A 22,577-nucleotide genomic window follows, 5' to 3' on the forward strand; every position below is an offset into this window, starting at 1 on the left:
CATGGGGCGTAATGGATTTTTGTTTTACTAAAGGAGGGCTTACAATGGCAAAAATAGTGATGAAATTTGGTGGACGTGCATTAGCGTCCACAGCACAAATTCATGAAGCCGTGCAAAAGGTAGTAGAGATAAAGAACAAAGGCTTTGATGTCGTAGTAGTGACAGCTGCAATGGGAAGTGCAACCCAAAATTTATGGCATATGGCTAACGAATTAACGGAGGATGTGTCAAAGCGTGAAATGGATGTTGTGTTAGCGACAAGTGCCCAATTATCGAGTGCTTTATTGGCAATGGCTCTGCAAGAAGCTGGCTATCAGGCATTGTCACTGACAGGCTGGCAAGCAGGTGTACAAACGGACAATGTATATGGTCATGCTCGTATTGATTGGATTGATGGCAGTCATATAGAGGAGCATTTAGCACAAGGAGCCATTGTTGTCGTTGCTGGCGAGCAGGGGATAGATGATAAGCATAATATTACAACGTTTGGTAAGGGCGGTGCAGAGACGACTGCTGTCGCAATGGCGGCTGCCTTAGATGCAGAAGAAGTAATTATTTTTACAAATGTGGATGGTGTGTATACAGCAGACCCACATACTGTTGAAGGAGCGCGTAAATTAAATGAAGTCTCCTATGATGAAATGCTGGAGCTAGCTCATTTAGGTGCACCTATTATTCATCCTCGTGCCGTAGAATTAGCGAAGAAGTTCCAAATACCTGTCATGATTCGTTCGAGTGTAAAAGAGACGACAGCGACCGTACTGAAGGAGGAAGTGGAAATGGAAAGAAATTTACTTGTGCGTGGAGTTGCCTATGAGGCAGATATTATTCGTTTAACAGTTGGCTATGATGCGAATGCAGATGTGTCATTAGCTGGGATATTTGCGGTGCTTGCTGAACATCATATTAATGTAGATATTATTGTGCAAGCGATTATTAATCAATTAAAGCCAACCGTATCATTTACGATTTTAAAGGAGCAATTTGCAGAGGCATTGCAGGTGTTAGAAAATAGTAAAGTATCACTTGGCTTTAGCTTTGCTGATTTTGAAATTGGCTTAGCAAAGGTATCGATTATTGGCTCTGGAATGGCGTCGAATCCAGGTGTTGCCGCTCGCATGTTTGAGTGTCTATGCCGTGAACATATTCCTGTAAAAATGGTTAGCACATCTGAAATTAAAGTATCTGTTGTTGTGCCACAGGAGGAAATGATTCGTGCAGCTAATTTATTGCATAAGGAATTTAATTTAGAGCAGCCTGTACAAATTTAATAGAAAAGGAGTGTTACCTTGATAGTGGGAACACTCCTTTTCTATTATTTATTCATTTGGAATAGTGTTTTGGATGCGTTCTTTGACATCCCATTTCACTGTAAAGGTGATGAGCTGTTGTTTCTCACGCTTTTCATCATAGCATTCTGTTAAATAGCCCATGATTTGCTGTATTTGTTCGGCGATGAAACCTGCTTCAAGTCGGAAACTACGATAGCCAATTTGCATTAATGCAGGGTCATTGGTTAACTGAAATGTGCGACCATCCTTTGTTTCTTTTATAAGCTCCAACATCCCCCAGCTTGCATCCACAAAAAACGCTACGAGCTCCTCGATCGTTCTACAAGGAAATTTGCGTGCAAGTTCTTTACCAGCCCAATATAGAACCTCATTTTCATGTTTGCCGAGAACGGAAGATAAGATATGATCCCGTATAATTTCATAGCCAAATGCTGAAATGGTAGAAGATGAATGATTTGACATGGATACCCTTCTTTCTAGTAATTCTCTTTTAATTTGACACGTATAAAGTAAAGTAGGATTTTTCGAGAAAAATTAGGACATAATCTACTAGATTATTACGATAATAAGACCTATGAAAAACCCTTGCTTACCTTGACGCTTATAGTTCTTGAGAGTACAATAAACATGTCATAATATTGTACCATGATGGAATACACAGTCAATAAAGGATCAATTACAAATTGGTGACTTCTGTTGAACTGTGCTATTTTTAGTACTGAGGGGGGTAACAGTCTTGTCGAAAGAGCGAGAGTTTTTATGGCGCCGCTTACATTCTCTATTAGGAGTGCTTCCAGTAGGTTTGTTTTTGGTGTTCCACTTGTCAATGAACTTCACTGCTGTGGGCGGTGAGCAGACTTACAACGATTCAATTGGAATGATGGAGTTGATTCCACATCCACTGCTACTAGTAATGGAATGGGTAATTATCTATATTCCATTAATGTTCCATGCCTTTTATGGTGTGTATATTGCATTTACAGCGACAACAAATACAGGTCGCTTCAGCACATACCGTAACTGGATGTTCACACTACAACGTTTTACAGGTGTATTTTTAGTCGTGTTTATTGCTTGGCATATTTTCCAAACACGTATTCAAAAAGCGCTTGGTGCAAGTGTAGAATACAATATGATTAAGGATATTGTTGATAACCCATTGATGCTTGCTTTCTATATTGTCGGTATTTTATCAGCAACATTCCACTTATCAAATGGTTTATGGGCATTCCTAGTAAGCTGGGGTATTACACAATCTCCACAGTCTCAAAAGATTGCTACTTATGTAACAAATATTATTTTCGTGATTTTAAGTATAGCTGGTGTGGTTGCTATTCTATCATTTGTTTAATATAGATAGAAAGCACACATAATTCGAGCGATTTGTTAAGAGGAGTGAGATAGAATCATGGCGAAAAGCAAAGTAATTGTTGTTGGCGGCGGTCTTGCTGGTCTGATGGCAACGATTAAAGCGGCTGAAGTTGGTACAGAAGTTGATTTATTCTCATTAGTTCCTGTAAAGCGTTCACATTCTGTATGTGCGCAAGGTGGAATTAATGGTGCAGTTAATACAAAAGGTGAAGGGGATTCTCCATGGATTCACTTTGATGATACAGTATATGGTGGCGATTTCTTAGCGAACCAACCACCAGTAAAAGGTATGTGTGACGCAGCACCTGGTATTATTCACTTAATGGACCGTATGGGTGTTATGTTCAACCGTACACCAGAAGGTCTTCTTGATTTCCGTCGTTTTGGTGGTACACTACATCACCGTACAGCCTTCTCAGGTGCAACGACTGGTCAACAATTACTATATGCACTAGACGAGCAAGTTCGTTCACATGAAGTAGCTGGTTTAGTGAATAAATATGAGCACTGGGAATTCCTTGGTGTTGTTATTGATGAAGATGGTGTTTGTCGTGGAATTGTTGCGCAAGATATGCGTACAGAAGAAATTAAATCATTCCGTGCAGATGCAGTCATTATGGCAACAGGTGGTCCTGGTATTATTTTTGGTAAAACAACAAACTCTGTTATTAATACAGGTTCTGCTGCTTCAATCGTGTACCAACAAGGTGCATCCTATTCAAATGGTGAGTTCATTCAAATTCACCCAACAGCGATTCCTGGCGATGACAAAAACCGTCTAATGTCAGAATCAGCTCGTGGAGAAGGTGGCCGTATTTGGACATATAAAGACGGTAAACCTTGGTACTTCTTAGAAGAAAAATACCCTGCATACGGTAACTTAGTACCACGTGATATTGCAACACGTGAAATTTTTGATGTCTGCGTAAATCAAAAATTAGGTATTAATGGCGAAAACATGGTATACCTAGACCTTTCACATAAAGATCCACATGAGTTAGACGTAAAACTTGGTGGTATCATCGAAATCTACGAAAAATTCGTAGGGGATGATCCACGTAAATTACCGATGAAAATCTTCCCAGCAGTTCACTATTCAATGGGCGGTTTATGGGTAGATTACAACCAAATGACAGAAATTCCTGGACTATTTGCTGCAGGTGAATGTGATTATTCACAACATGGTGCAAACCGTCTTGGTGCAAACTCATTATTATCTGCTATCTATGGTGGTATGGTTGCAGGACCAAACGCAGTAGAATATGTAAAGCATTTGAAAAAACATGCAGAAGATCTTTCACAAGATATTTACGATGCACGTGTACAAGAAGAACAAGCAAAATGGGATACTATTCTAAAAATGGATGGCACAGAAAATGCTTATTTATTGCATAAAGAGCTTGGGGAAATGATGACAGCTACAATGACAGTAGTACGTTACAATGACCAGCTAAAAGATACATTAAGCAAATTAGATGAGATGTTAAAACGTTGGGATAACATTAATATTAACGATACGCAAAAATGGAGCAATCAAGGTGCTCATTTCACACGTCAGTTGAAAAATATGTTAATCCTTGCGAAAGTTATGACAAAAGGTGCATTATTACGTGACGAATCACGAGGTGCTCACTATAAACCAGACTTCCCGAATCGTGATGATGACAGATTCTTAAAAACAACAATGGCGAAGTTTGATGCAGCAACGACAGACCCAATCATCACATATCAAGAGGTTGACGTTTCACTAATCCCACCACGTAAACGTGACTACTCTGCGAAAGGAGACTAAAAGTTATGCAACTCGCAGCTAATACTGGAAGAATGGTTAAAGTAGAAATCATTCGTCAAGATACACAAGGTGGTACTAGTTACACGCAAAAATTTGAAGTACCTTACCGCCATGGTATGAACGTGATTTCGATTCTAATGGAAATTCAAAAAAACCCTGTGACAGCAGATGGTCAAAAAACGACACCTGTCTCATGGGATATGAACTGTTTAGAGGAAGTTTGTGGCGCATGTTCAATGGTTATTAATGGGCGTCCACGTCAATCTTGTTCAACACTTGTTGATCAATTGACAGAGCCGATTCGACTTGAGCCAATGAAAACATTCCCTGTTATTCGTGACTTACAAGTAGACCGTGAGCGTATGTTCAATGCGTTGAAAAAAGTAAAAGCATGGGTACCAATTGATGGTACGTATGATTTAGGTGAAGGTCCACGTATGCCAGAAGGTAAACGTCAATGGGCTTACGAATTATCAAAATGTATGACTTGTGGTGTATGTATGGAAGCATGTCCAAACGTGTCTGAAAAGGCATCATTTATCGGACCAGCACCATTATCACAAGTGCGTTTATTCAACACACATCCAACAGGTGCAATGATTAAAGACCAACGCTTAAACGCTATTATGGGTGACGGTGGTCTTGCAAACTGTGGTAACTCTCAAAACTGTGTAGCTGCTTGTCCAAAAGGAATTCCTTTGACAACATCTATCGCATCATTAAACCGTGCAGCAACAGTGCAAATGTTCCGTAACTTCTTCGGTTCTGACCACTTTGTTGATTAATAAAATGCACAAACTCCCTTACTTTATGAATAGGTAAGGGAGTTTTTTCTATGCTGCTATACTATTTTTTACTATAATGAATCTATATTCATTAAATTTCACACAAAGGGGATAGATGCAGATGAAGGCGAATTATATCGGAGATTTTCAAGAATGGGTGAAAGATTTTTCATTTTATACAGAGGTACGTGTACGTTTTTCAGAAACGGATATGTATGGGCATATGAATAATACTGTGAGCTTTGTTTATTTTGAGCAAGCTCGTGTTGATTATTTACGCCATTTAGATCTTTTTATGCCATTAGCGACAGAAAACCCAGAGGAACCGATTTTAATTGTTGCGGATTTGCAATGTGACTATGTTAATCAAGTATTTTTTGATGATGTTTTACGCATCTATACGAAAGTGGCTAAAATGGGGAATTCTTCGATGGATATTCATTATATGGCCAAAAATCAGCATAATGCTGTGTGCTTTACAGGGCGTGGAACGATTGTGCAAATGGATTCCAAAACAGGAAAAAGTGTACCATTATCAGATGAAATGCGCACACGATTGCTACATAATAAGTCGTAATTTTTTAAAATTTTTTGGGAACTTGCGTTATTCGTTCAAATAGCCGTCACCGCCCCACACTCCTTAACATAAGTTACAATACGTGCGGGGGAGGAGGGTGTAACTGAACATGAATGGCTCTCATCATCGTTCTTTGTTAACAAACCGAGAACGTGAAATATTTGCGCTTTTATTAGCTGAAAAAACAACGAAAGATATTGCACAGCAGCTTGGGATTAGTGAAAAAACGGTGCGAAATCATATTTCCAACACCATTCAAAAATTAGGGGTAACGAATAGGTCACAAGCATTAATTGAATTATTACGCTTAGAAGAATTCAAATTAGATTAATGGACACTTGCTATTTTACAAAAAAAACGACACAATAGAACTATGAAGGCGTATTTTTAGGGGTGAAATCGTTATGTCAGATAAAATAACAAGGCACTCACCTGAAACCGTTGCAGCGGTTGAAAAGGAATTGCGTTATATAGCAGCAATTGTGAAGCAAAAAGGAAGAGAAATTGTTTCGCAATATGCCATTACGCCACCACAATTTGTTGCATTGCAATGGCTGGAAGAGCTTGGGGATATGACGATTGGTGATTTGTCAAACCGCTTATATTTAGCTTTTAGTACGACAACCGACTTAGTGGATCGTATGGAGAAAAATGAATTAGTGAAGCGTATACGTGATGAAAATGATCGCCGAGTGGTTGTTGTTCAGCTATTGAAAAAAGGTGAGCGTATTATTCAAGAGGTTATTGAAAAGAGACAGCAGTATTTGCAGGAGAAACTTGTTGATTTTACAGAACAGGAAGTAGCACAAATGTCTCACTATTTAGAAAAATTACATGTACAGATGAAGCAGGATTGAGGCGGTAAAGATGAATGCCCCTATAGGTGTTATTGATTCAGGTGTAGGTGGTTTAACAGTAGCAAAGGAAATTATGAAGCTTTTACCTAATGAAACCATCTACTATATTGGTGATACAGCAAGATGTCCATATGGTCCAAGAACGAAGCAGGAAGTGCGGAATTTTACTTGGCAAATGGCGAAAGCACTGGAAAAAATGAATGTGAAAATGCTTGTGATTGCTTGCAATACAGCGACGGCAGTAGCACTCGAAAGTTTACAACGAAATATGCCTTTTCCAGTATTAGGCGTGATCAATGCTGGCGCACGTGCGGCTGTAAAAAAGACGAAGCGACATGAAGTCGTTGTACTAGCAACTGAAGGAACGATTAAAAGTGGGGCATATGAAAAAGCACTGTTAGCACTGAGTACGTCCACACAAATTATTCCACTAGCTTGCCCAACATTTGTACCACTTGTGGAAAGTGGGGAATATAAAGGTGATTTTGCTGACCAGCTCATTGCAGATGGATTGAAACCATTGCAAAAAAAATCATTTGATACAGTGATTTTAGGGTGTACACATTATCCCATTCTACAAAAGCAAATTGAGGCGGTTGTTGGAGAAAATGTATTTGTTCTATCTTCAGCGGAGGAAACGGCAAAGGATGTGCAAGATATGTTAGCATACAATGGGACGCTAGCAGATGTCCATGCGAAGCCAGCCCATCAATTTTTTGCAACAGGTTCTGTGCCTATTTTTCGTTCGATTGCTGAAAGTTGGCTAGAGCAAGGCACACTGGCGATTCAACGAATTACCTTAAAGTAATCAATCAGCTTGGCTCAGGTAGCTAAGCTGATTTTTACTGTTTTATAAGAAAAAGGGTATGCTATTTCGAACAAAAACAAAATGTGCTACTAATGCTACGTTGCACTAACGCTTTCGCACAAAAAAAATATATGTTACGATAGTTGCGCGAAAATAGTTAGGAGGAACAACTTATTTATGAGCAGATTTGATGAAAGACATGCAGAAGCATTACGTCCAGTACGAATCGAGAGTGATTATTTATTACATCCAGAGGGTTCTGTACTCATTCAAGTAGGTAATACAAAGGTGATTTGTACGGCAACAATTGAAGATAAAGTACCAGGCTTTTTACGTGGACAAGGGAAGGGTTGGATTACGGCAGAGTATTCTATGTTACCACGTGCAACAGAGCAACGTACACCACGTGAAGCAGCTCGTGGCAAAATCAATGGTCGTACGATGGAAATTCAGCGTTTAATCGGTCGTGCATTGCGTGCAGTCGTTGATTTAGAGGCTTTGGGTGAGCGTACAGTATGGATTGACTGTGATGTTATTCAAGCGGACGGTGGTACACGAACAGCGTCTATAACAGGGGCATTTGTTGCTATGACACAGGCCATTGCAAAGCTAGCAGAGGAAAAACAATTAGCTAGATTCCCAATTACAGACTTTTTAGCGGCAACAAGCGTAGGCATTGTAGAAGGGCAAGGAGCCATTTTAGACTTAAACTATGTGGAAGACGTAGCGGCTGAAGTGGATATGAATATTGTCATGACAGGCGCAGGTCGCTTTGTAGAATTACAAGGGACTGGTGAAGAAGCAACATTCTCTCGTGAGGAATTAAATGAGCTATTAGCTTTGGGCGAAAAGGGAATTAGTGAATTAATCGCATTACAGAAGGAAGTATTAGGCGAATTGGCGAATAAAGTAGGAGGGGCATAACCATGACAAAACAAGTCGTCATTGCAACGAAAAACAAAGGCAAAGCAAAGGATTTCGAAGCGTTATTTATACCACTTGGTTATAAAGTTGTGACAATGTTTGAAGTGGCGCCCGAGCTAGAAATAGAAGAAACAGGTACAACCTTTGAAGAAAACGCTGTACTAAAAGCAGAAACATTGGCAAGAGAGTTAGGTACAATTGTCATTGCTGATGATAGTGGACTAGCTGTAGATGCGCTAAATGGTGAGCCAGGTGTTTATTCTGCACGCTATGCAGGGGACCATGATGATGAAGCCAATATGGTAAAGTTATTAGCTAACATGGAGCATGTAGACGATGCACAGCGCACAGCACGCTTTTGTTGCTGTATTGCGATAGCTGGACCTGATTTTGAGACAATGACTGTATTTGGTACATGTGAGGGCGTAATTGCTCATGAAAAACGTGGCACAAACGGCTTTGGCTACGATCCTATCTTCTTTGTACCAAGTTTAAATCGTATGATGGCAGAGTTAACGGCAGAGGAAAAGGGTGCAATTTCTCATCGTGGCAATGCAATTCGTCAATTGAAGGAGCAACTACCAACATTTATGAACTAAGGGGTGGTATGGATGCAAATGTTAGTAATGAGCGATACACATCGTGATAGTGGTGTGATTGATAAGGTACGAGGCTATTATCCAAATGCAGATGTGCTAGTACATTGTGGTGATAGCGAGCTCGCCTTTTCACATCCAGCATTAGAAGGGATGCAAAAGGTAGAGGGTAATTGTGACTTTGATAGAGCTTTCCCAGAGGAAGCTGTCTTTGAGGTAGGCGGTACGAAAATATTTGTGACACATGGGCATTTGTTTAATGTCAAAATGTCTCTCACATCTTTAAATTATCGTGCACGAGAGCTTGGTGCACAGATAGCGTGTTTTGGGCACTCGCATTTTTTAGGGGCAGAAATGATAGGTGGTATTTTATTTTTAAATCCAGGAAGTTTGTTAATGCCACGTGGGCGTAAAGAGAAAAGTTTTGCTCTTGTAGATATAACAGACGATTATTTTCAAGTTGACTTTTTAACAGATGCGAATGACCTTATTTCAACCCATCAATTTGCTCGTCAATAAACGACTAAAGGCTGAATTCCTCGTTTTGTAGGGATTCAGCTTTATTCATCATAAGGAGAGAATAGAAAATGGAAAAGTTATTACAGAGGATAGTCAGTTGGGCAAAAGCATCAGAGGAAAGGCTCATCATTGGCATATCAGGACATGGTGCAGCAGGGAAAACAACCTTTGCTAAACAATTGATCCAGTTATTTGAACCGCAGTCAGTCAATTATATCAATACAGACCCTTATATTGTAGATTCAGTAATGCGTAAAAAAACGATAATTGACTATACATATGACAATGAAGCGCATCGCTATAAAATGACCGCTTGCCACCCTGCTGCACATCACCTCCCATCATTAGCAAGAGATGTACAAATGGTGAGGGCAGGAGTGGACTTCTACACAATTGACACACACTATGCGGAAAGTACATTGATTACCTCTAACAAAAAAATCACGATTGTGGAAGGAATGAGTGTCGCTTTTCTGGAGCCACAGCTATTTGATTTAAAATTATACTTCTATACAGATGATGATACAGAATTTGTGAGAAGAGCAGGGCGTGATATTGTGGAGAGAGGCATGGAATATGATTATTTACAGCATTCACATCAGGAAAGAAGATTGCAATATCAGGTATTTATGCATCCATATAGCGAGCATTTTGATGTGATGGTGAAATCTGTTGGCGATCAGGTGGTTATTGAGAAGAATTTTTTTGAGAAAAATGTATAGATAATGCTTATTTATGATGTAATCAGCTCTGTTTTCATAAAATGTTATACTAATGATAAAAAATGAAAAAGGGAGTTTTTATGGCTATATTAAAAGATTATTCTAGTGTACCTAATAAATGTGAAGTTGAAATAAAGCTAACATTAGCCAATGAAGAAAGTGTAGAATTTCTTATTTATTTTCGTTCTGGTCCTGCTTTTCCAGTTGTACATATGGAAATTGCTTGTTTAAAGAGGGATTTTTTTAAGTTATTAGATGATTTACAACAAATCGATAGCACACATTTAAGTATGCTAGAGACCCACGACCCTGGACTGTGTATTTATCATATTCCTCAATTTGGAGAATATTTTTATCCTGGTTATGGCATTCTCCAAATACCTGATAGTGAGAGATGTGAATGGGAGCCTAGTTTTAAATTGATTTTTGTATTAGATGCAGGCTATAAAAACCACCTTCATGCAACAGGGGGTGGCCCTTCGTTATGTTTAACAGTGAAAATGAATCAGATTATAGAGTTTGTGGATGACTTGAAAATAGAAATGAATAGGTTCTAATTTAGGAAGAGTTCCTTCTTGATTAACCAAAGGCATACAATATTTAATTGATTGAAACCTCTACAACAGGCAATTAGTTGGTTTAAACGAATCTACCATTCCACGGCCGTCATCACCAAAAATAGTTGACTAAAGGCAGCATTTTTCATTTTACTAAATAACACAGGTACATTCAAAGTATCTATTTTAATAGTAGGTTTAGTGTGTACCTGTTGGTTTAATTTTTATCGAATGTTGTATTTTTGGTTAATTGATAAACTGCTTCAGCAATGGTAATTCGTTTATTGTTATTTCTCTGTCTTCCAGTAAGATATTAAATAGTTTGGTGAGAATATTATCTTTTCTTTTTTACAAAAATATAATACGATTAAGGTAAAAATTTGTATAGATTATTCATTTTAGTGAAAATTATATTGACATTATGTTGAATAATACATATAATAAATATTGTCGTTATCATTATGTCTCAGTAGCTCAGCAGGATAGAGCAACGGCCTTCTAAGCCGTCGGTCGGGGGTTCGAATCCCTCCTGGGACGTCTATAAAGCAGTCACAAACCATTGATACAATTGGATTTGTGAGAAATTAGGGATTTAGTCACTGATGCTGAATCCCTTTTTTTATTACCCTAGAAAATTACGTGAATAGCGCGCAAGAATTATCTTCCAATTCAATTGAATGGAGGATTTTTTTATGTCAAAAAAGATAGGATTATTTGATGTGGATTTCACACTGATGACCAAAAAGCGTACCACTTTCTATTAAAAGGAGAGAAAACTGTTACAGCTCGCTACAAGACCTTTTCAGAAGCCGTAGTGAAATCGTTAATCAAATGGGCGTGAGCCATTATCGTCCTCGAACTATCAAAGATTACAATACAGTCCCATTGAACTTTGCGAAGAGTATAACGAGCCTGTATAGAGTTGATAGATTTGACTTGGGCTTGTTTCAATGGACTTTACGAAGCTTACCTATTTCACAAAAAGGTAAAAATCCAACAATCGCTATTTACAACCTTTTCACTTAATTAAAATTAAGCAATATATGTTAAAGCTCTCGTTTATCACTCTATTTTGTTAAATAAAAGAAACATTGACTATTACCCCTATATCAAATATTGGGTTTATGATAACATATATCTGAATCTTTTAACTTTAAAAAATATGAAAGGAAGTGTATTAATCACATATGAAAAAGATATTGAAACCATTGATTAGTGTTATTGCCATTGGTACTCTCTCATTATCTATAAACATAGATAAAAATGTATTAGCTAATAATATTGCAAATACATGTGAGTATGATTCGGCATTGAAAGTAAACCCTGATTATTCCACAATGAACTGTTTGTTAACCGAAACAGCACTTATGTATGATGTTCCTCCTGAAATTGTGAAGGCAATAGCGGAAGGTGAAAGTGGAAATTGGCGTCATTTTGATATGAATGGCGAAGCGATTGTGACAGCTGATAATGGAATTGGCATTATGCAAATTACAAATCAAGCAGGCTACAATCAAGATAGATTAAAAAGCGATATTGTCTATAATATTCAAGCTGGTGTAGAGACTCTAGATGATATGTTTAAGCGAAAGGACTTACCTAGTATCAACGGTGGGGAAAGAGACGTACTGGAACATTGGTACTTTGCTATCATGGCTTATAACGGTACTAAGCCAGTAAATAGCCCAATTGTTCAAGCAACGGGTGAAAGAAATATCAATGCCTATCAAGAAAGAGTTCTTCAAATTATTAATAAAATGGAATTAATAGACGTAACAGAGCTGCATTTTTCACGTGAACAATTTCAATATGACTCTAACAGCAGGGAAAATATTAAATTTTCAACGATGAACTATGATTTTGATTTACCATTAACAAAATCTAAGTATTTTTTTGAAGCAAATCAAAAAGTTAGTGCAATAACTAATGTAACATTTAGGACAAAACCTACTACGGATAGTCCTTCTTTAGGTACTTTACGTGAAGGTGAAATTGTTACCGTTATGGGTCCTTTTGAATATGAAAAAGTATCAACGAAGAAAAACCATTTTGTTTGGTATCCTGTGAAAAGAAATGACGGGACAGAGGGGTATGTAGCATCAAGTTATTTAAACTACTCAGCTTCAACACCTCCAGTAACACCGCCCACAACGGGCAACGTTGATGTATCAAAGTTTGCTGATTACAAGGCCAACCAATACTGGGCTGAGGATTTTAAATGGGCAGTCAATGTTGGTATCATCAGTGGATACACAAACGTGAAAAACCCATCAACAGGTAAGTACGAAAACTTACTTAAACCGTACACTAACTTAACGGAAAACCAAATGTTATCTATCCTATTACGTTACTTCAAACCATCAGAACTAGCTTCAACGATAGCTAATACTTCATGGTATGGAGACGTAAACTACCAACTGGCTACAAAATACGCTTTACCAGTTCTAGGTGCAAACACAGCATCCAAACAAGCCATTGCAGGTAAGGATATCACACGGGGTAACTTCGCTCGTATCTTAGCTTCAATGCATTATGGTAAGACTGTATCTCAGTCAGAAGCTATTAAATTCCTTCGTGAGAATGGTTTAACAACTACTAAAACAAATGAAGAGTTTAAACCAAATGATTCTCTAACAAGAGCGCACACAGTGGCATTCTTCCACCGCTATGAACAAATATTCAATAACTAAATTGCTACCTACAAGTGAAAAGGTGACTATAAAAGTCATCTTTTCTTTTTTATGTTTAATAAATCCTTTCTTGACACTCCTCGAACCTTTCATAACTAAATTCACTGACACAGATTGCTTGATGGGAGCTACAAAGTCTTGTGTTAAGCTACTGGAGTGATTGAGAAAGCATAACAAAAGGACTTGTGTGCAATTTTGATATGCACAAGTCCTGAATTAGTTTGTATCATTCATAGGGTAATCTCCAGATCATGTAATGATTTTTGACAGTTCAAAAATTTAAATTGATAGTCATAAGTTAAGAAGTTGAAGCTAACCGAACATCCTATGAGTCTTATTGAGAGTTCGTTTGAGGGCTTGTACAGGCTCACTCAAGCAGTAAAATACAATAAAAGTAGGCTATCACAAAGTTGAATAGCCAAGTAACTAAAAATGAAAGCGATTGCAAAATAAATACCAAATTGCTAGAATATAAATGAATTATTATTCAGTTAATTCTGAAAATGGATTCAAGGGCACTATTATTTATGGAGAAAGAACGTATTCTTATCAGGAATTAAATGAAGAGGTCAATCGTGTAGCCAACGGATTAATGGAGCATGGCTTTGAAAAAGGCGATAAAGTGGCACTTTTTATGAGGAACTCTGATTATTTCATGATTACATTTTATGGCGTTGTACGGGCTGGCTGTGTGGCTGTTCCTGTTAATTTTCGGTTAACTGCAATAGAGACAGACTATATTTTAACGCAATCAGATACGAAATGTGTATTTTGTGATGAGGAATTGGCATCGATTATAGAGGATGTCCGTGGGAACGTAGCAACGGTCACTTCAGTTGTTAGTGTTCCACATTCAACAACGAACAAAAACATAGAGTGGGCTGATTTTTTATCGACGAATCGAGAACAGCCAGCAGTATATGTTTCCACTATATCGAGGCATTACCACGTAATACATCAGGAAAAATTTTGAAATATCAATTGCGAGATCAATTTGTGGAGGTATAAAATATTATGGGAAGAGAAGTAGTGATTGTAGCGGCAGCGCGTACAGCCGTTGGTAGACGTAAAGGGGCACTTGCGCATATGCGAGCGGATGATTTAGCGGCTGTCGTCTTAGATGAAGTAGTGAAGCGAGCGGGGATTGACAAAGCGAGTGTAGAAGATGTGATTTTAGGCTGTGTCACGCAAAGTGCTGAGCAGGCTGGCAATATTGCACGTACTTCTTTACTCATTGCAGGCTTTCCTATTCATGTACCAGGTGTAACGATTGATCGTCAATGTGGCTCAAGTCAACAGGCAGTCCATTTTGCGACACAGGCGATTTTAGCAGGCGATATGGATATTGTCATTGCTGGTGGTGTTGAAAGTATGACACGTATGGCAATGGGCTCTAACTATATGGATAGTAAACCGAGTGCAAAGCTAACAGCACAATATGATATTATTCATCAAGGTTTATCAGCAGAACGAATAGCCGAACAGTGGCAATTAAGTGCAGAGGATGTGAATCAGTATGCCTATAATAGCCATCAACGTGCATTACAAGCGATTGCAGATGAGCGTTTTCAAGAGGAAATTGTAGGTGTGGAAGTCACAGATGCTGATGGTAGAGTGTACTGGTTTGACACGGATGAAGGGCCACGAGCAGATACAACTGTTGAAGGGCTAGCCAATTTAAAAACGGTGTTTAAGGAATATGGCATGATTACGGCTGGTAATGCGAGTCAGATGAGTGATGGCGCTTCGGCTGTCCTACTAATGTCACGTGAGCGAGCTGATGAGCTTGGTATTAAACCATTAGCGCGTATTGTCGCACGAGCGGTTGTTGGCTCTGATCCGACATTGATGTTAACAGGGCCAATTGCAGCAACTGAAAAAGTATTGGCAAAGGCTAATTTAACTATTGCTGATATGGACACATATGAGGTAAACGAAGCTTTTGCACCTGTGCCACTTGTTTGGCTAAAGGATATCGGAGCAGACATTGAGAAATTAAATGTAGATGGTGGAGCGATTGCACTTGGTCATCCACTAGGTGCAACAGGGACAAAGCTATTAACGACGATGCTTTATCGTATGCAGCGTGAACAGCAACGATATGGTTTGTTGGCTATTTGTGAAGGTATGGGGATGGCAAATGCCACGATTATTGAACGATTGTAGGAGGGGGATGCAATGGAGTTACGTGATGTAGTAGCACTGATTACAGGTGGTGCTTCAGGGATGGGTGAAGCAACGGCAAAGCATATTGTTGCACAGGGTGGAAAGGCTGTATTGCTTGATTTGAATGAGGACAAAGGGAATGCACTTATAGCTGCCTATGATGGACAAATGGTGTTGGTGAAGACAGATGTGACGGACGAAGTATCTGTACAGCAGGCAGTAAATAAAGCGATTGAAGTATTTGGTCAAGTGAATGTTGTTGTGAATTGTGCAGGGATTGCACCGCCTGCAAAGGTTCTATCTCGCAAAGGTGTTCATTCTTTAGCACAGTTTGATACAGTACTGCGCATTAATTTACTTGGTACATTTAATGTGATTCGTTTAGCAGTTGAGGCTATGCAGCATAATAAGGCAGATGTGGATGGTCAACGTGGTGTGGTCATTAACACAGCATCTGTAGCGGCATTTGATGGGCAAATTGGTCAGGCGGCTTATAGTGCCTCAAAGGGTGGTGTTGTGGCGATGACATTACCACTTGCACGTGAGCTAGCTGAACATGGCATTCGGGTGCTGACGATTGCACCAGGATTAATTGAAACACCGATGTTTGCAGGATTGCCTGAGCCAGCACAGGAGGCACTTGCGCAAATGACACCATTCCCTAAACGTTTAGGCAAACCATCTGAGTATGCATTGTTAGTAGAAATGATGATTCGTAATACATTGTTAAATGGAGAAGTGATTCGTTTAGATGGAGCGATTCGTATGCAGCCAAAGTAATAGGGGGAATCTCAAATGGGACGTTATCGTTTTGAAACAGGTGAACATGAATTGTTTCGTAAATCATTGCGCAAATTTTTAGCGGATGAGGCTGTACCTTATTATGAGGACTGGGAAAAAGAGCGACTTATTCCACGTACCTTTTGGAAAAAGCTTGGTGAGAAGGGGTTTTTATGTCCACAAGTAGATGAGGCATACGGTGGTCTTGGACTGGATTTTAGCTTTGGTGTCATTATTGGTGAAGAAATGGAGCGTGTGGGGGCTGGACTAACAGGTGTTGGTCTACATAACGATATTGTTGTGCCTTATATTGAATCATATGGTACAGCAGAGCAAAAACAACGATGGTTACCTCAGTGTGTGACAGGTGATTATATTACAGCTATTGCGATGACAGAGCCTGGTGCAGGTTCTGACTTAGCGAATATCAAGACGACAGCGAATCGTGATGGTAATCATTATATTGTGAATGGGCAAAAAACGTTTATTACAAACGGTATTCATACGAATTTAGTGGTGGTAGCGGTGAAAACGAATCCACATGAGCGCCATAAAGGGATTAGTTTGCTTGTTATTGAGGGGGACACACTGGGCTTTACAAAGGGCAGAAAGCTGGAAAAGGTCGGGATGCATTCACAAGACACAGCAGAGCTTTATTTTGAGGATTGTCGTGTGCCTATTAGTAATTTATTAGGTGAAGAGGGCATGGGCTTCCGTTATTTAATGGAAAAATTACAGCAAGAGCGACTTGTTGTAGCGTTAGCAGCACAAACAGCAGCAGAGGATATGTTTGAGCTGACGAAGCAATATATTCAGGAGCGTACGGCATTCGGTGCAAAAATCGCTTCTTTCCAAAATACACAATTTAAAATGGTGGAGATGGCGACAAAAATAGAGTTAGGCAAAACCTTTTTAGAGTCACTCATTGAGGAGCATATGGCTGGCAAGGATGTGGTAACAAAGGTTTCTATGGCGAAATACTGGATTACTGAAACAGCTCGTGAAATCGCGACAGAATGCATGCAGCTACATGGTGGCTATGGTTATATGGAGGAATATAAAATTGCTAGGCGTTATCGAGATATTCCTGTTATGTCCATCTATGCAGGGACGAATGAAATTATGAAGGTCATTATTGCGAAAAATCTTGGTTTATAAAAAGCAGAGAGAATTTGTACAGCTTGTAAATGGTACAAATTCTCTCTTTTTTACGTGCCACAAAATGTGCGATATGGTGTAGCAGAAGGAGATGGTGGTGAAGCATATGCTTGCTGTTCTTCTGTATGTGCAAATGGTTGAGCTACTATGTTTAATAGTTGTTCCATAACACTGTAATCGTCATGCTCAACCGCTGCTGTTAATGCCTCTTCTACACGATGATTGCGAGGAATAACAGCAGGATTATGTTTTTTCATTAATTGTTGAGACATGGCTTGTGTTTCAGTTTGGCGTGTTAATCGTGCCTGCCATTTAGTGAGCCATGCTTGAAAATCGTGTGTTTGGAAAAGGTTGCTATCGAATCGTTCAAATGTCAGGGCAATAAAGGTATTGGTGTAGTCAGCTTGCTGTTGCTGCATCAGTTTCAGTAGCTCTTCCACTAATTCAATATCCTGCTCCTCCTCATTAAAAATACCAAGCTTAGCACGCATACCTGCTAGCCAATTGTTTACATAGTGCTGTGAATAGTGCTGTAATGTTTCCTGTGCTAGCTCAATGGCTTGTTCTTCATCATCATGAATGAGTGGCAACAATGCTTCAGCTAGTCGTGCTAAATTCCAGCCACCAATGGATGGTTGATTGCCATAAGCATAGCGTCCTTGTCGGTCAATGGAGCTAAAAACAGTGGCTGGGTGATACACGTCCATAAAAGCGCAAGGACCATAGTCAATCGTTTCACCGCTAATGGTCATATTATCCGTATTCATGACACCGTGTATAAAGCCGACTAACTGCCACTTTGCTATAAGAGCAGCTTGCTTTTTTATTACTTCATTTAACAATGCTAAATAACGATTCTCTGTATTGGCGATTTGTGGGAAATGACGGGAGATTGCATAGTCCGCTAAGGCACGTAGCTCTTCATCTGTGCCGAAATGAGCGGCATATTGAAATGTCCCGACACGTAAATGGCTGCTTGCAACACGTGTTAAAATCGCTCCAGTAAGCGCTGTTTCGCGAAAAATCGTTTCACCTGTTGTCACAACTGCAAGTGATCGTGTTGTTGGAATACCGAGTGCAAACATCGCTTCGCTAATGATGTATTCACGTAGCATTGGACCAAGTGCAGCTCGTCCATCGCCACCACGAGAGTACGCTGTTCTACCAGAACCCTTTAAAGCAATGTCAAAACGCTCGCCTGTAGAGGTAAGTTGCTCTCCAAGCAATAATGCACGACCATCCCCAAGCATATTGAAATGTCCGAATTGATGTCCTGCATATGCCTGTGCGATGGGAAAACCACCAGTAGGAACAGCATTACCAGCCAAAACAGCCACTTCGTCTTGAAGTAATTGAGTATTTAAGCCAAGTGACGTTGCTAGTGATGTATTAAGTTTTATGAGCATTGGTGTAGCAACAGGGTTAAGCCTTTGTGTTGTATAAAAAATGCTTGGTAAATGGATATAGCTATTGTCTAAATTCCAGCCCAATTGATTGATCCTCCTTGAAATAGTTTAAATTTATCTGTACAAACACCAAAATGATGAACGGCTGTTTCAATGACCAGATAGAGCAGCTTTTTAATATGGAACTTCATCATAGTATGAGCATACCACTGCAAATTACTTTGCAAAAATAAAATGCTTAGCGTTTTATAGTATACTCAGTTTTTCGTTTAGTAACGAATCTATTCACACTTGTTCAAATTTTTTGTTTCACTGTTGAATTGGGATAGACTTTATTGTTTGATGAATAGACGAAATGTTATTATTTTGGTATATTGCATACAATTGGATGGTGAGCTGTGAGTTTTTTTGAAAGTTTAGAGAGTGTGTATACATAGTAAGTGGTTGAGGATTAGGTGGAAGAATTATTAAATGCAGAAGGAATTTATCCGAGAAGACAGCTAATTGGCGAAATGCTGAGAAAGCTTTATCCGCCTGTATAATCCAGCTAACATTATGAAAATTTATTGTGAGATGGCAAATGAATCAAAAGCTATCATAGTCATTTAGAGGGAAAATAACAATTTAATTATGAACGTTAATGCTTGACGATTTTCGGTTTGTTTCAAAAAAGATAGACTATTTCTGAGGAGTTAGATTGTTATGATACTCAAATTCGTTTGCAAAAGTCATATGTAGCAGGAGAGTTGTTACCGTTTTTTACATTGAAGCTATATAGGCTCCCTCAGAAGAAGGAGCCTACTATTTATAATATCTTTGCCTCTACTACAGTAGGGGGCACTAAATCTTTTGGAATAAGTGCTTCATATGTTTCGCCATCAAGACGCTGTTGCAGTTCGGCCTTTGCTTCCTCGATAAGCGTTGGATTTTCTAAAGCAGAAATGGCTGTACAGGCAATGGCTTTTCCAGCAAGTAGTGTTGCTTGGTGGGCATAGGCTGTTTTCCCTTGTGCTACGACCTGCCATGTATGGAATGGTGTACCAAATGCATAGGTTGCTGTTGTACATTGTGCGGTTGGAACATTCCAGCTCACATCAGCGACATCTGTTGAGCCACCTAAAAAAACAGGTTCGTTTGCAAGCGGTACAACTGTACGTAATAGTGGTTTTTCTGCAAGTTGTTGAGCCACTTCTTTCCCTACTTGTGCAACAACTAACGCCTTTTCTTCATCAGAGAATGTATCATAAATTTCTTTAGCAAAGCGCAAATCTTCCTCTGTTACTGTTGAGCTCCCTAAATCTTGTAGATGCTGATGCATAATGGTTTCAAGAGTTCGATTAGGAACTAAGCTATGACAGGAGCCAACAATACGTGCATCCACAGAGGTTTCGGTCATCAATGCAGCGCCATTTGCACAGTTTAACACACGGCGATATAAATCTCGTACTTGTTCTGGCTTTGGTGCACGAATTAAGTAGGTTACCTCTGCCTCTGCTTGCACGACATTTGGTGCAAGCCCACCTGTATTTGTAATGGCGTAATGAATTCTTGCCTCATCCACCATGTGCTCACGTAAATAGTTGACACCGACATTCATCAACTCTACACCATCTAAGGCACTTCTACCAAGATGAGGTGAGGCAGCAGCATGTGAGCTGCGTCCTTTAAAGGTAAAAGTAGCATTAATCACGGCATTTGCTCGCGCATGCCATACTGCATTCGCTGTACCAGGATGCCATGAAAGAGCTATATCGACATCTTTGAAATAGCCATCACGCGCTAAAAACGACTTTCCATAACCACTTTCTTCAGCAGGGCAGCCATAATATTTGACTGTACCTGTTAAACCTTGTTCCTGTATATAATCTTTGACAGCGATCGCTCCAGCTAAAGCTCCCACGCCAAGTAGATTATGTCCACAGCCATGGCCATTACCATTGGCGATAATTGGATTATGTTCACTACTGCCAGCTTGTTGACTTAAACCAGCAAGTGCATCATATTCTCCGAGTATCGCAATGACAGGCTTACCACTGCCAAATGTTCCGATAAAGCCTGTTTCAAGATTGGCTACACCTCGTTCAACCTGAAACCCTTCATTCTCTAATGTTTCACATAATAGGTTAGCAGATTGTACTTCCTCAAATCTTGTTTCTGCAAATGCCCAAATTTTATCGCTAATTTCCGTATAGCGTGGACCTTTTTCATCAATTAATTGCGCAATTTTTTCTGTAAGTGTCAATTTGTCCATCTCCCTCTTTTAATTAGTCGAAGTGATTATATCTGTTGTTCGTTGTGCTTTTGTTCGAATAGTAAAGAGTGCAATCGCACACACAACAGAGAAGCTAATGAGCATAATAAACGCTGCTGTATAAGAGCCACCAGAAGCCTCTACTAAGAAACCAATTAGTGTTGGTGCTAAAACACCTGCAAGTTGTGCGCCTGTATTAATAAAGCCATTTGTTGTACCAATCATCGTGTCTGGTAATGTCTTTAATGGCACAGTTGTAATTAAAATAATATTAAAGGATAACATCGCTGTTACAACGCATTGATAGATGGTGAAAGTAATCATATCGGGTGCTGTTGACATTAAGATTAAGAAACCACCTGCAACTAATGCGGCAATACCACCAACTAGTCTATCTTTCCCTTGTGGCATTTTATCTAAAATATAGCCACTAACAAGCACTGCGAATATACCTGCAATAGGAGGGATAGCAGAGTACGTACCAACTGCTGATAAATCTAATCCTTTTGCTTTTGATAAATAAATCGGCATCCAAGCCATTAAGCCCCAGTTCACAATGTAAAGACTGAAATAAGCAATAAATAGCTGCCAAATGGTTAATGACTTTAAAACTGTTCGTAGAGGTGCTTTTGTTTGTGGTGCTTGCACTGTTGCAACGGTTTCTGCACTTTTTCGTTCTGTTAAGAAGAAGAAATAAGCAAGTGCAAAGAAAATACCAAGACCACCTACGATATAAAAAATAGAACGCCAACCAATTGTCTCCATTAAACGTGTACCAACAAGTGGTGCGACAACACCCATTAGAGAACCTGAAATCAACATAAAGGACATCGCTTTACTACGTTCCTTTACAGGGAACCAGTTCGCAATTCCCTTCGATGCAGAAGGGAAAAAGCTACCTTCACCAACACCAAATAGGAAACGAATAATGACTAATGATATAAGTGACCAAGCTGCTCCTGTTAAAGCTGTAAAAATAGACCAAACGAGCACTGTCAAAATCAATATTTTCCGATAACCAAATCGGTCTGCCAGCCAACCACCAGGAATTTGCATAAGGGCATAGCCAGCAAAGAAGCTACTCAGAACAATCCCTGTTAATGATTCCGTTAAATTGAATTCCTTGGCAATATCAAGAATAGCGAAATTAATAATAAAGCGATCAAAATTTCCTAATGACCATCCTAAAAATAACATGATAATAATGACATATTTCCAATTTTGAGATTTTGTTGCCATAAATGATTCCCCCCTACCACTGAATTTGTTTATATCGAAGAGTATAAAAAATTTAGACTTTTCTAACAATATGTATTTACATATAAT

Annotated in this window: 22 protein-coding genes and 1 tRNA gene; 19 read left to right on the plus strand and 4 right to left on the minus strand. The window is 39.2% G+C overall.

All coding sequences use genetic code 11. The features are described 5' to 3' along the window. Positions 1-44: 44 nt before the first annotated feature. Positions 45-1,271, plus strand: coding sequence for an aspartate kinase (locus OPF91_RS07545; RefSeq protein WP_264988130.1), 1,227 nt, complete (start codon positions 45-47; stop codon positions 1,269-1,271). Positions 1,272-1,319: 48 nt separating this feature from the next. Here OPF91_RS07545 and OPF91_RS07550 read toward each other — a convergent pair whose 3' ends face one another. Next, positions 1,320-1,754 (minus strand): YslB family protein, encoded by a 435-nt coding sequence (locus OPF91_RS07550; RefSeq protein WP_264988131.1) that lies wholly within the window; start codon positions 1,752-1,754, stop codon positions 1,320-1,322. 274 nt (positions 1,755-2,028) lie between these two features. Between OPF91_RS07550 and OPF91_RS07555 the strand changes: the two genes are divergently transcribed. The 18 genes from OPF91_RS07555 to OPF91_RS07640 all read left to right on the plus strand — a co-directional run bounded on the left by OPF91_RS07555 (position 2,029) and on the right by OPF91_RS07640 (position 17,594). Then, positions 2,029-2,643 carry a succinate dehydrogenase cytochrome b558 subunit gene (locus OPF91_RS07555; RefSeq protein ID WP_264988132.1) on the plus strand — a complete coding sequence of 205 codons (615 nt, stop codon included), beginning with the start codon at positions 2,029-2,031 and terminating at the stop codon, positions 2,641-2,643. Between the two features lie 57 nt (positions 2,644-2,700). Then, complete coding sequence (sdhA, locus tag OPF91_RS07560) at positions 2,701-4,455, plus strand: succinate dehydrogenase flavoprotein subunit (RefSeq protein ID WP_264988133.1); 1,755 nt, start codon at positions 2,701-2,703, stop codon at positions 4,453-4,455. A gap of 5 nt (positions 4,456-4,460) precedes the next feature. Next, positions 4,461-5,240 (plus strand): succinate dehydrogenase iron-sulfur subunit, encoded by a 780-nt coding sequence (gene sdhB / locus OPF91_RS07565; RefSeq protein WP_264988134.1) that lies wholly within the window; start codon positions 4,461-4,463, stop codon positions 5,238-5,240. Between the two features lie 121 nt (positions 5,241-5,361). Next, entirely contained in the window at positions 5,362-5,817 is a 456-nt protein-coding gene (locus OPF91_RS07570; protein WP_264988135.1) for an acyl-CoA thioesterase, read from the plus strand. A 109-nt stretch (positions 5,818-5,926) separates the two neighbouring features. Further along, complete coding sequence (locus tag OPF91_RS07575; RefSeq protein ID WP_264988136.1) at positions 5,927-6,148, plus strand: helix-turn-helix domain-containing protein; 222 nt, start codon at positions 5,927-5,929, stop codon at positions 6,146-6,148. Positions 6,149-6,221: 73 nt separating this feature from the next. After that, positions 6,222-6,674 carry a MarR family winged helix-turn-helix transcriptional regulator gene (locus OPF91_RS07580; protein WP_264988137.1) on the plus strand — a complete coding sequence of 151 codons (453 nt, stop codon included), beginning with the start codon at positions 6,222-6,224 and terminating at the stop codon, positions 6,672-6,674. A gap of 10 nt (positions 6,675-6,684) precedes the next feature. After that, on the plus strand, positions 6,685-7,482 hold the full coding sequence (gene racE, locus OPF91_RS07585; RefSeq protein WP_264988138.1) for a glutamate racemase: 798 nt from the start codon (positions 6,685-6,687) through the stop codon (positions 7,480-7,482). 177 nt (positions 7,483-7,659) lie between these two features. Next, on the plus strand, positions 7,660-8,406 hold the full coding sequence (gene rph, locus OPF91_RS07590) for a ribonuclease PH (protein ID WP_264988139.1): 747 nt from the start codon (positions 7,660-7,662) through the stop codon (positions 8,404-8,406). A gap of 2 nt (positions 8,407-8,408) precedes the next feature. Next, positions 8,409-9,005, plus strand: a complete 597-nt coding sequence (locus tag OPF91_RS07595; protein WP_264988140.1) for an XTP/dITP diphosphatase — start codon at positions 8,409-8,411, stop codon at positions 9,003-9,005. Between the two features lie 12 nt (positions 9,006-9,017). Next, positions 9,018-9,521, plus strand: coding sequence for a metallophosphoesterase (locus OPF91_RS07600; protein ID WP_264988141.1), 504 nt, complete (start codon positions 9,018-9,020; stop codon positions 9,519-9,521). 68 nt (positions 9,522-9,589) lie between these two features. Next, entirely contained in the window at positions 9,590-10,243 is a 654-nt protein-coding gene (locus OPF91_RS07605) for a uridine kinase family protein (RefSeq protein WP_264988142.1), read from the plus strand. A gap of 80 nt (positions 10,244-10,323) precedes the next feature. Then, positions 10,324-10,800: a hypothetical protein gene (locus tag OPF91_RS07610; RefSeq protein WP_264988143.1), complete on the plus strand. Its 477-nt coding sequence runs from the start codon at positions 10,324-10,326 to the stop codon at positions 10,798-10,800. 463 nt (positions 10,801-11,263) lie between these two features. After that, positions 11,264-11,337 (plus strand) — tRNA-Arg (locus OPF91_RS07615). A gap of 650 nt (positions 11,338-11,987) precedes the next feature. Continuing rightward, positions 11,988-13,490, plus strand: coding sequence for an SH3 domain-containing protein (locus OPF91_RS07620; RefSeq protein ID WP_264988144.1), 1,503 nt, complete (start codon positions 11,988-11,990; stop codon positions 13,488-13,490). A 475-nt stretch (positions 13,491-13,965) separates the two neighbouring features. Then, positions 13,966-14,463, plus strand: a complete 498-nt coding sequence (locus OPF91_RS07625) for an AMP-binding protein (RefSeq protein WP_264988145.1) — start codon at positions 13,966-13,968, stop codon at positions 14,461-14,463. 41 nt (positions 14,464-14,504) lie between these two features. Further along, positions 14,505-15,656, plus strand: coding sequence for a thiolase family protein (locus OPF91_RS07630; RefSeq protein WP_264988146.1), 1,152 nt, complete (start codon positions 14,505-14,507; stop codon positions 15,654-15,656). A gap of 12 nt (positions 15,657-15,668) precedes the next feature. Next, the gene (locus tag OPF91_RS07635; protein ID WP_264988147.1) at positions 15,669-16,436 is read left to right on the plus strand and encodes a 3-hydroxyacyl-CoA dehydrogenase; all 768 of its coding nucleotides are present in this window, start codon (positions 15,669-15,671) and stop codon (positions 16,434-16,436) included. A 15-nt stretch (positions 16,437-16,451) separates the two neighbouring features. Beyond that, entirely contained in the window at positions 16,452-17,594 is a 1,143-nt protein-coding gene (locus OPF91_RS07640; RefSeq protein WP_264988148.1) for an acyl-CoA dehydrogenase family protein, read from the plus strand. 50 nt (positions 17,595-17,644) lie between these two features. Here the strand turns inward: OPF91_RS07640 and OPF91_RS07645 are convergent, their stop codons facing one another. The 3 genes from OPF91_RS07645 to OPF91_RS07655 form a co-directional block, all read right to left on the minus strand. Then, positions 17,645-19,084, minus strand: coding sequence for a protein adenylyltransferase SelO (locus OPF91_RS07645; protein WP_373877037.1), 1,440 nt, complete (start codon positions 19,082-19,084; stop codon positions 17,645-17,647). A gap of 721 nt (positions 19,085-19,805) precedes the next feature. Then, entirely contained in the window at positions 19,806-21,242 is a 1,437-nt protein-coding gene (locus tag OPF91_RS07650) for a M20 family metallopeptidase (RefSeq protein WP_264988149.1), read from the minus strand. Between the two features lie 18 nt (positions 21,243-21,260). Beyond that, positions 21,261-22,490, minus strand: coding sequence for an MFS transporter (locus tag OPF91_RS07655; RefSeq protein ID WP_264988150.1), 1,230 nt, complete (start codon positions 22,488-22,490; stop codon positions 21,261-21,263). Positions 22,491-22,577: the final 87 nt, after the last annotated feature.

Source organism: Lysinibacillus piscis (assembly GCF_026012395.1).
GTDB lineage: Bacteria > Bacillota > Bacilli > Bacillales_A > Planococcaceae > Lysinibacillus > Lysinibacillus piscis.

What these genes read in the sequence shown, in the direction of transcription:
- OPF91_RS07610 (WP_264988143.1), top strand. Translation starts at nt 10,324, where the DNA reads ATGGCTATATTAAAAGATTATTCTAGTGTACCTAATAAATGTGAAGTT.
- OPF91_RS07575 (WP_264988136.1), top strand. Translation starts at nt 5,927, where the DNA reads ATGAATGGCTCTCATCATCGTTCTTTGTTAACAAACCGAGAACGTGAA.
- racE (WP_264988138.1), top strand. Translation starts at nt 6,685, where the DNA reads ATGAATGCCCCTATAGGTGTTATTGATTCAGGTGTAGGTGGTTTAACA.
- rph (WP_264988139.1), top strand. Translation starts at nt 7,660, where the DNA reads ATGAGCAGATTTGATGAAAGACATGCAGAAGCATTACGTCCAGTACGA.
- OPF91_RS07620 (WP_264988144.1), top strand. Translation starts at nt 11,988, where the DNA reads ATGAAAAAGATATTGAAACCATTGATTAGTGTTATTGCCATTGGTACT.
- OPF91_RS07595 (WP_264988140.1), top strand. Translation starts at nt 8,409, where the DNA reads ATGACAAAACAAGTCGTCATTGCAACGAAAAACAAAGGCAAAGCAAAG.
- OPF91_RS07625 (WP_264988145.1), top strand. Translation starts at nt 13,966, where the DNA reads ATGAATTATTATTCAGTTAATTCTGAAAATGGATTCAAGGGCACTATT.
- OPF91_RS07655 (WP_264988150.1), bottom strand. Translation starts at nt 22,490, where the DNA reads ATGGCAACAAAATCTCAAAATTGGAAATATGTCATTATTATCATGTTA.
- OPF91_RS07545 (WP_264988130.1), top strand. Translation starts at nt 45, where the DNA reads ATGGCAAAAATAGTGATGAAATTTGGTGGACGTGCATTAGCGTCCACA.
- OPF91_RS07635 (WP_264988147.1), top strand. Translation starts at nt 15,669, where the DNA reads ATGGAGTTACGTGATGTAGTAGCACTGATTACAGGTGGTGCTTCAGGG.
- OPF91_RS07640 (WP_264988148.1), top strand. Translation starts at nt 16,452, where the DNA reads ATGGGACGTTATCGTTTTGAAACAGGTGAACATGAATTGTTTCGTAAA.
- sdhB (WP_264988134.1), top strand. Translation starts at nt 4,461, where the DNA reads ATGCAACTCGCAGCTAATACTGGAAGAATGGTTAAAGTAGAAATCATT.
- OPF91_RS07605 (WP_264988142.1), top strand. Translation starts at nt 9,590, where the DNA reads ATGGAAAAGTTATTACAGAGGATAGTCAGTTGGGCAAAAGCATCAGAG.
- OPF91_RS07630 (WP_264988146.1), top strand. Translation starts at nt 14,505, where the DNA reads ATGGGAAGAGAAGTAGTGATTGTAGCGGCAGCGCGTACAGCCGTTGGT.
- OPF91_RS07550 (WP_264988131.1), bottom strand. Translation starts at nt 1,754, where the DNA reads ATGTCAAATCATTCATCTTCTACCATTTCAGCATTTGGCTATGAAATT.
- OPF91_RS07580 (WP_264988137.1), top strand. Translation starts at nt 6,222, where the DNA reads ATGTCAGATAAAATAACAAGGCACTCACCTGAAACCGTTGCAGCGGTT.
- OPF91_RS07600 (WP_264988141.1), top strand. Translation starts at nt 9,018, where the DNA reads ATGCAAATGTTAGTAATGAGCGATACACATCGTGATAGTGGTGTGATT.
- sdhA (WP_264988133.1), top strand. Translation starts at nt 2,701, where the DNA reads ATGGCGAAAAGCAAAGTAATTGTTGTTGGCGGCGGTCTTGCTGGTCTG.
- OPF91_RS07570 (WP_264988135.1), top strand. Translation starts at nt 5,362, where the DNA reads ATGAAGGCGAATTATATCGGAGATTTTCAAGAATGGGTGAAAGATTTT.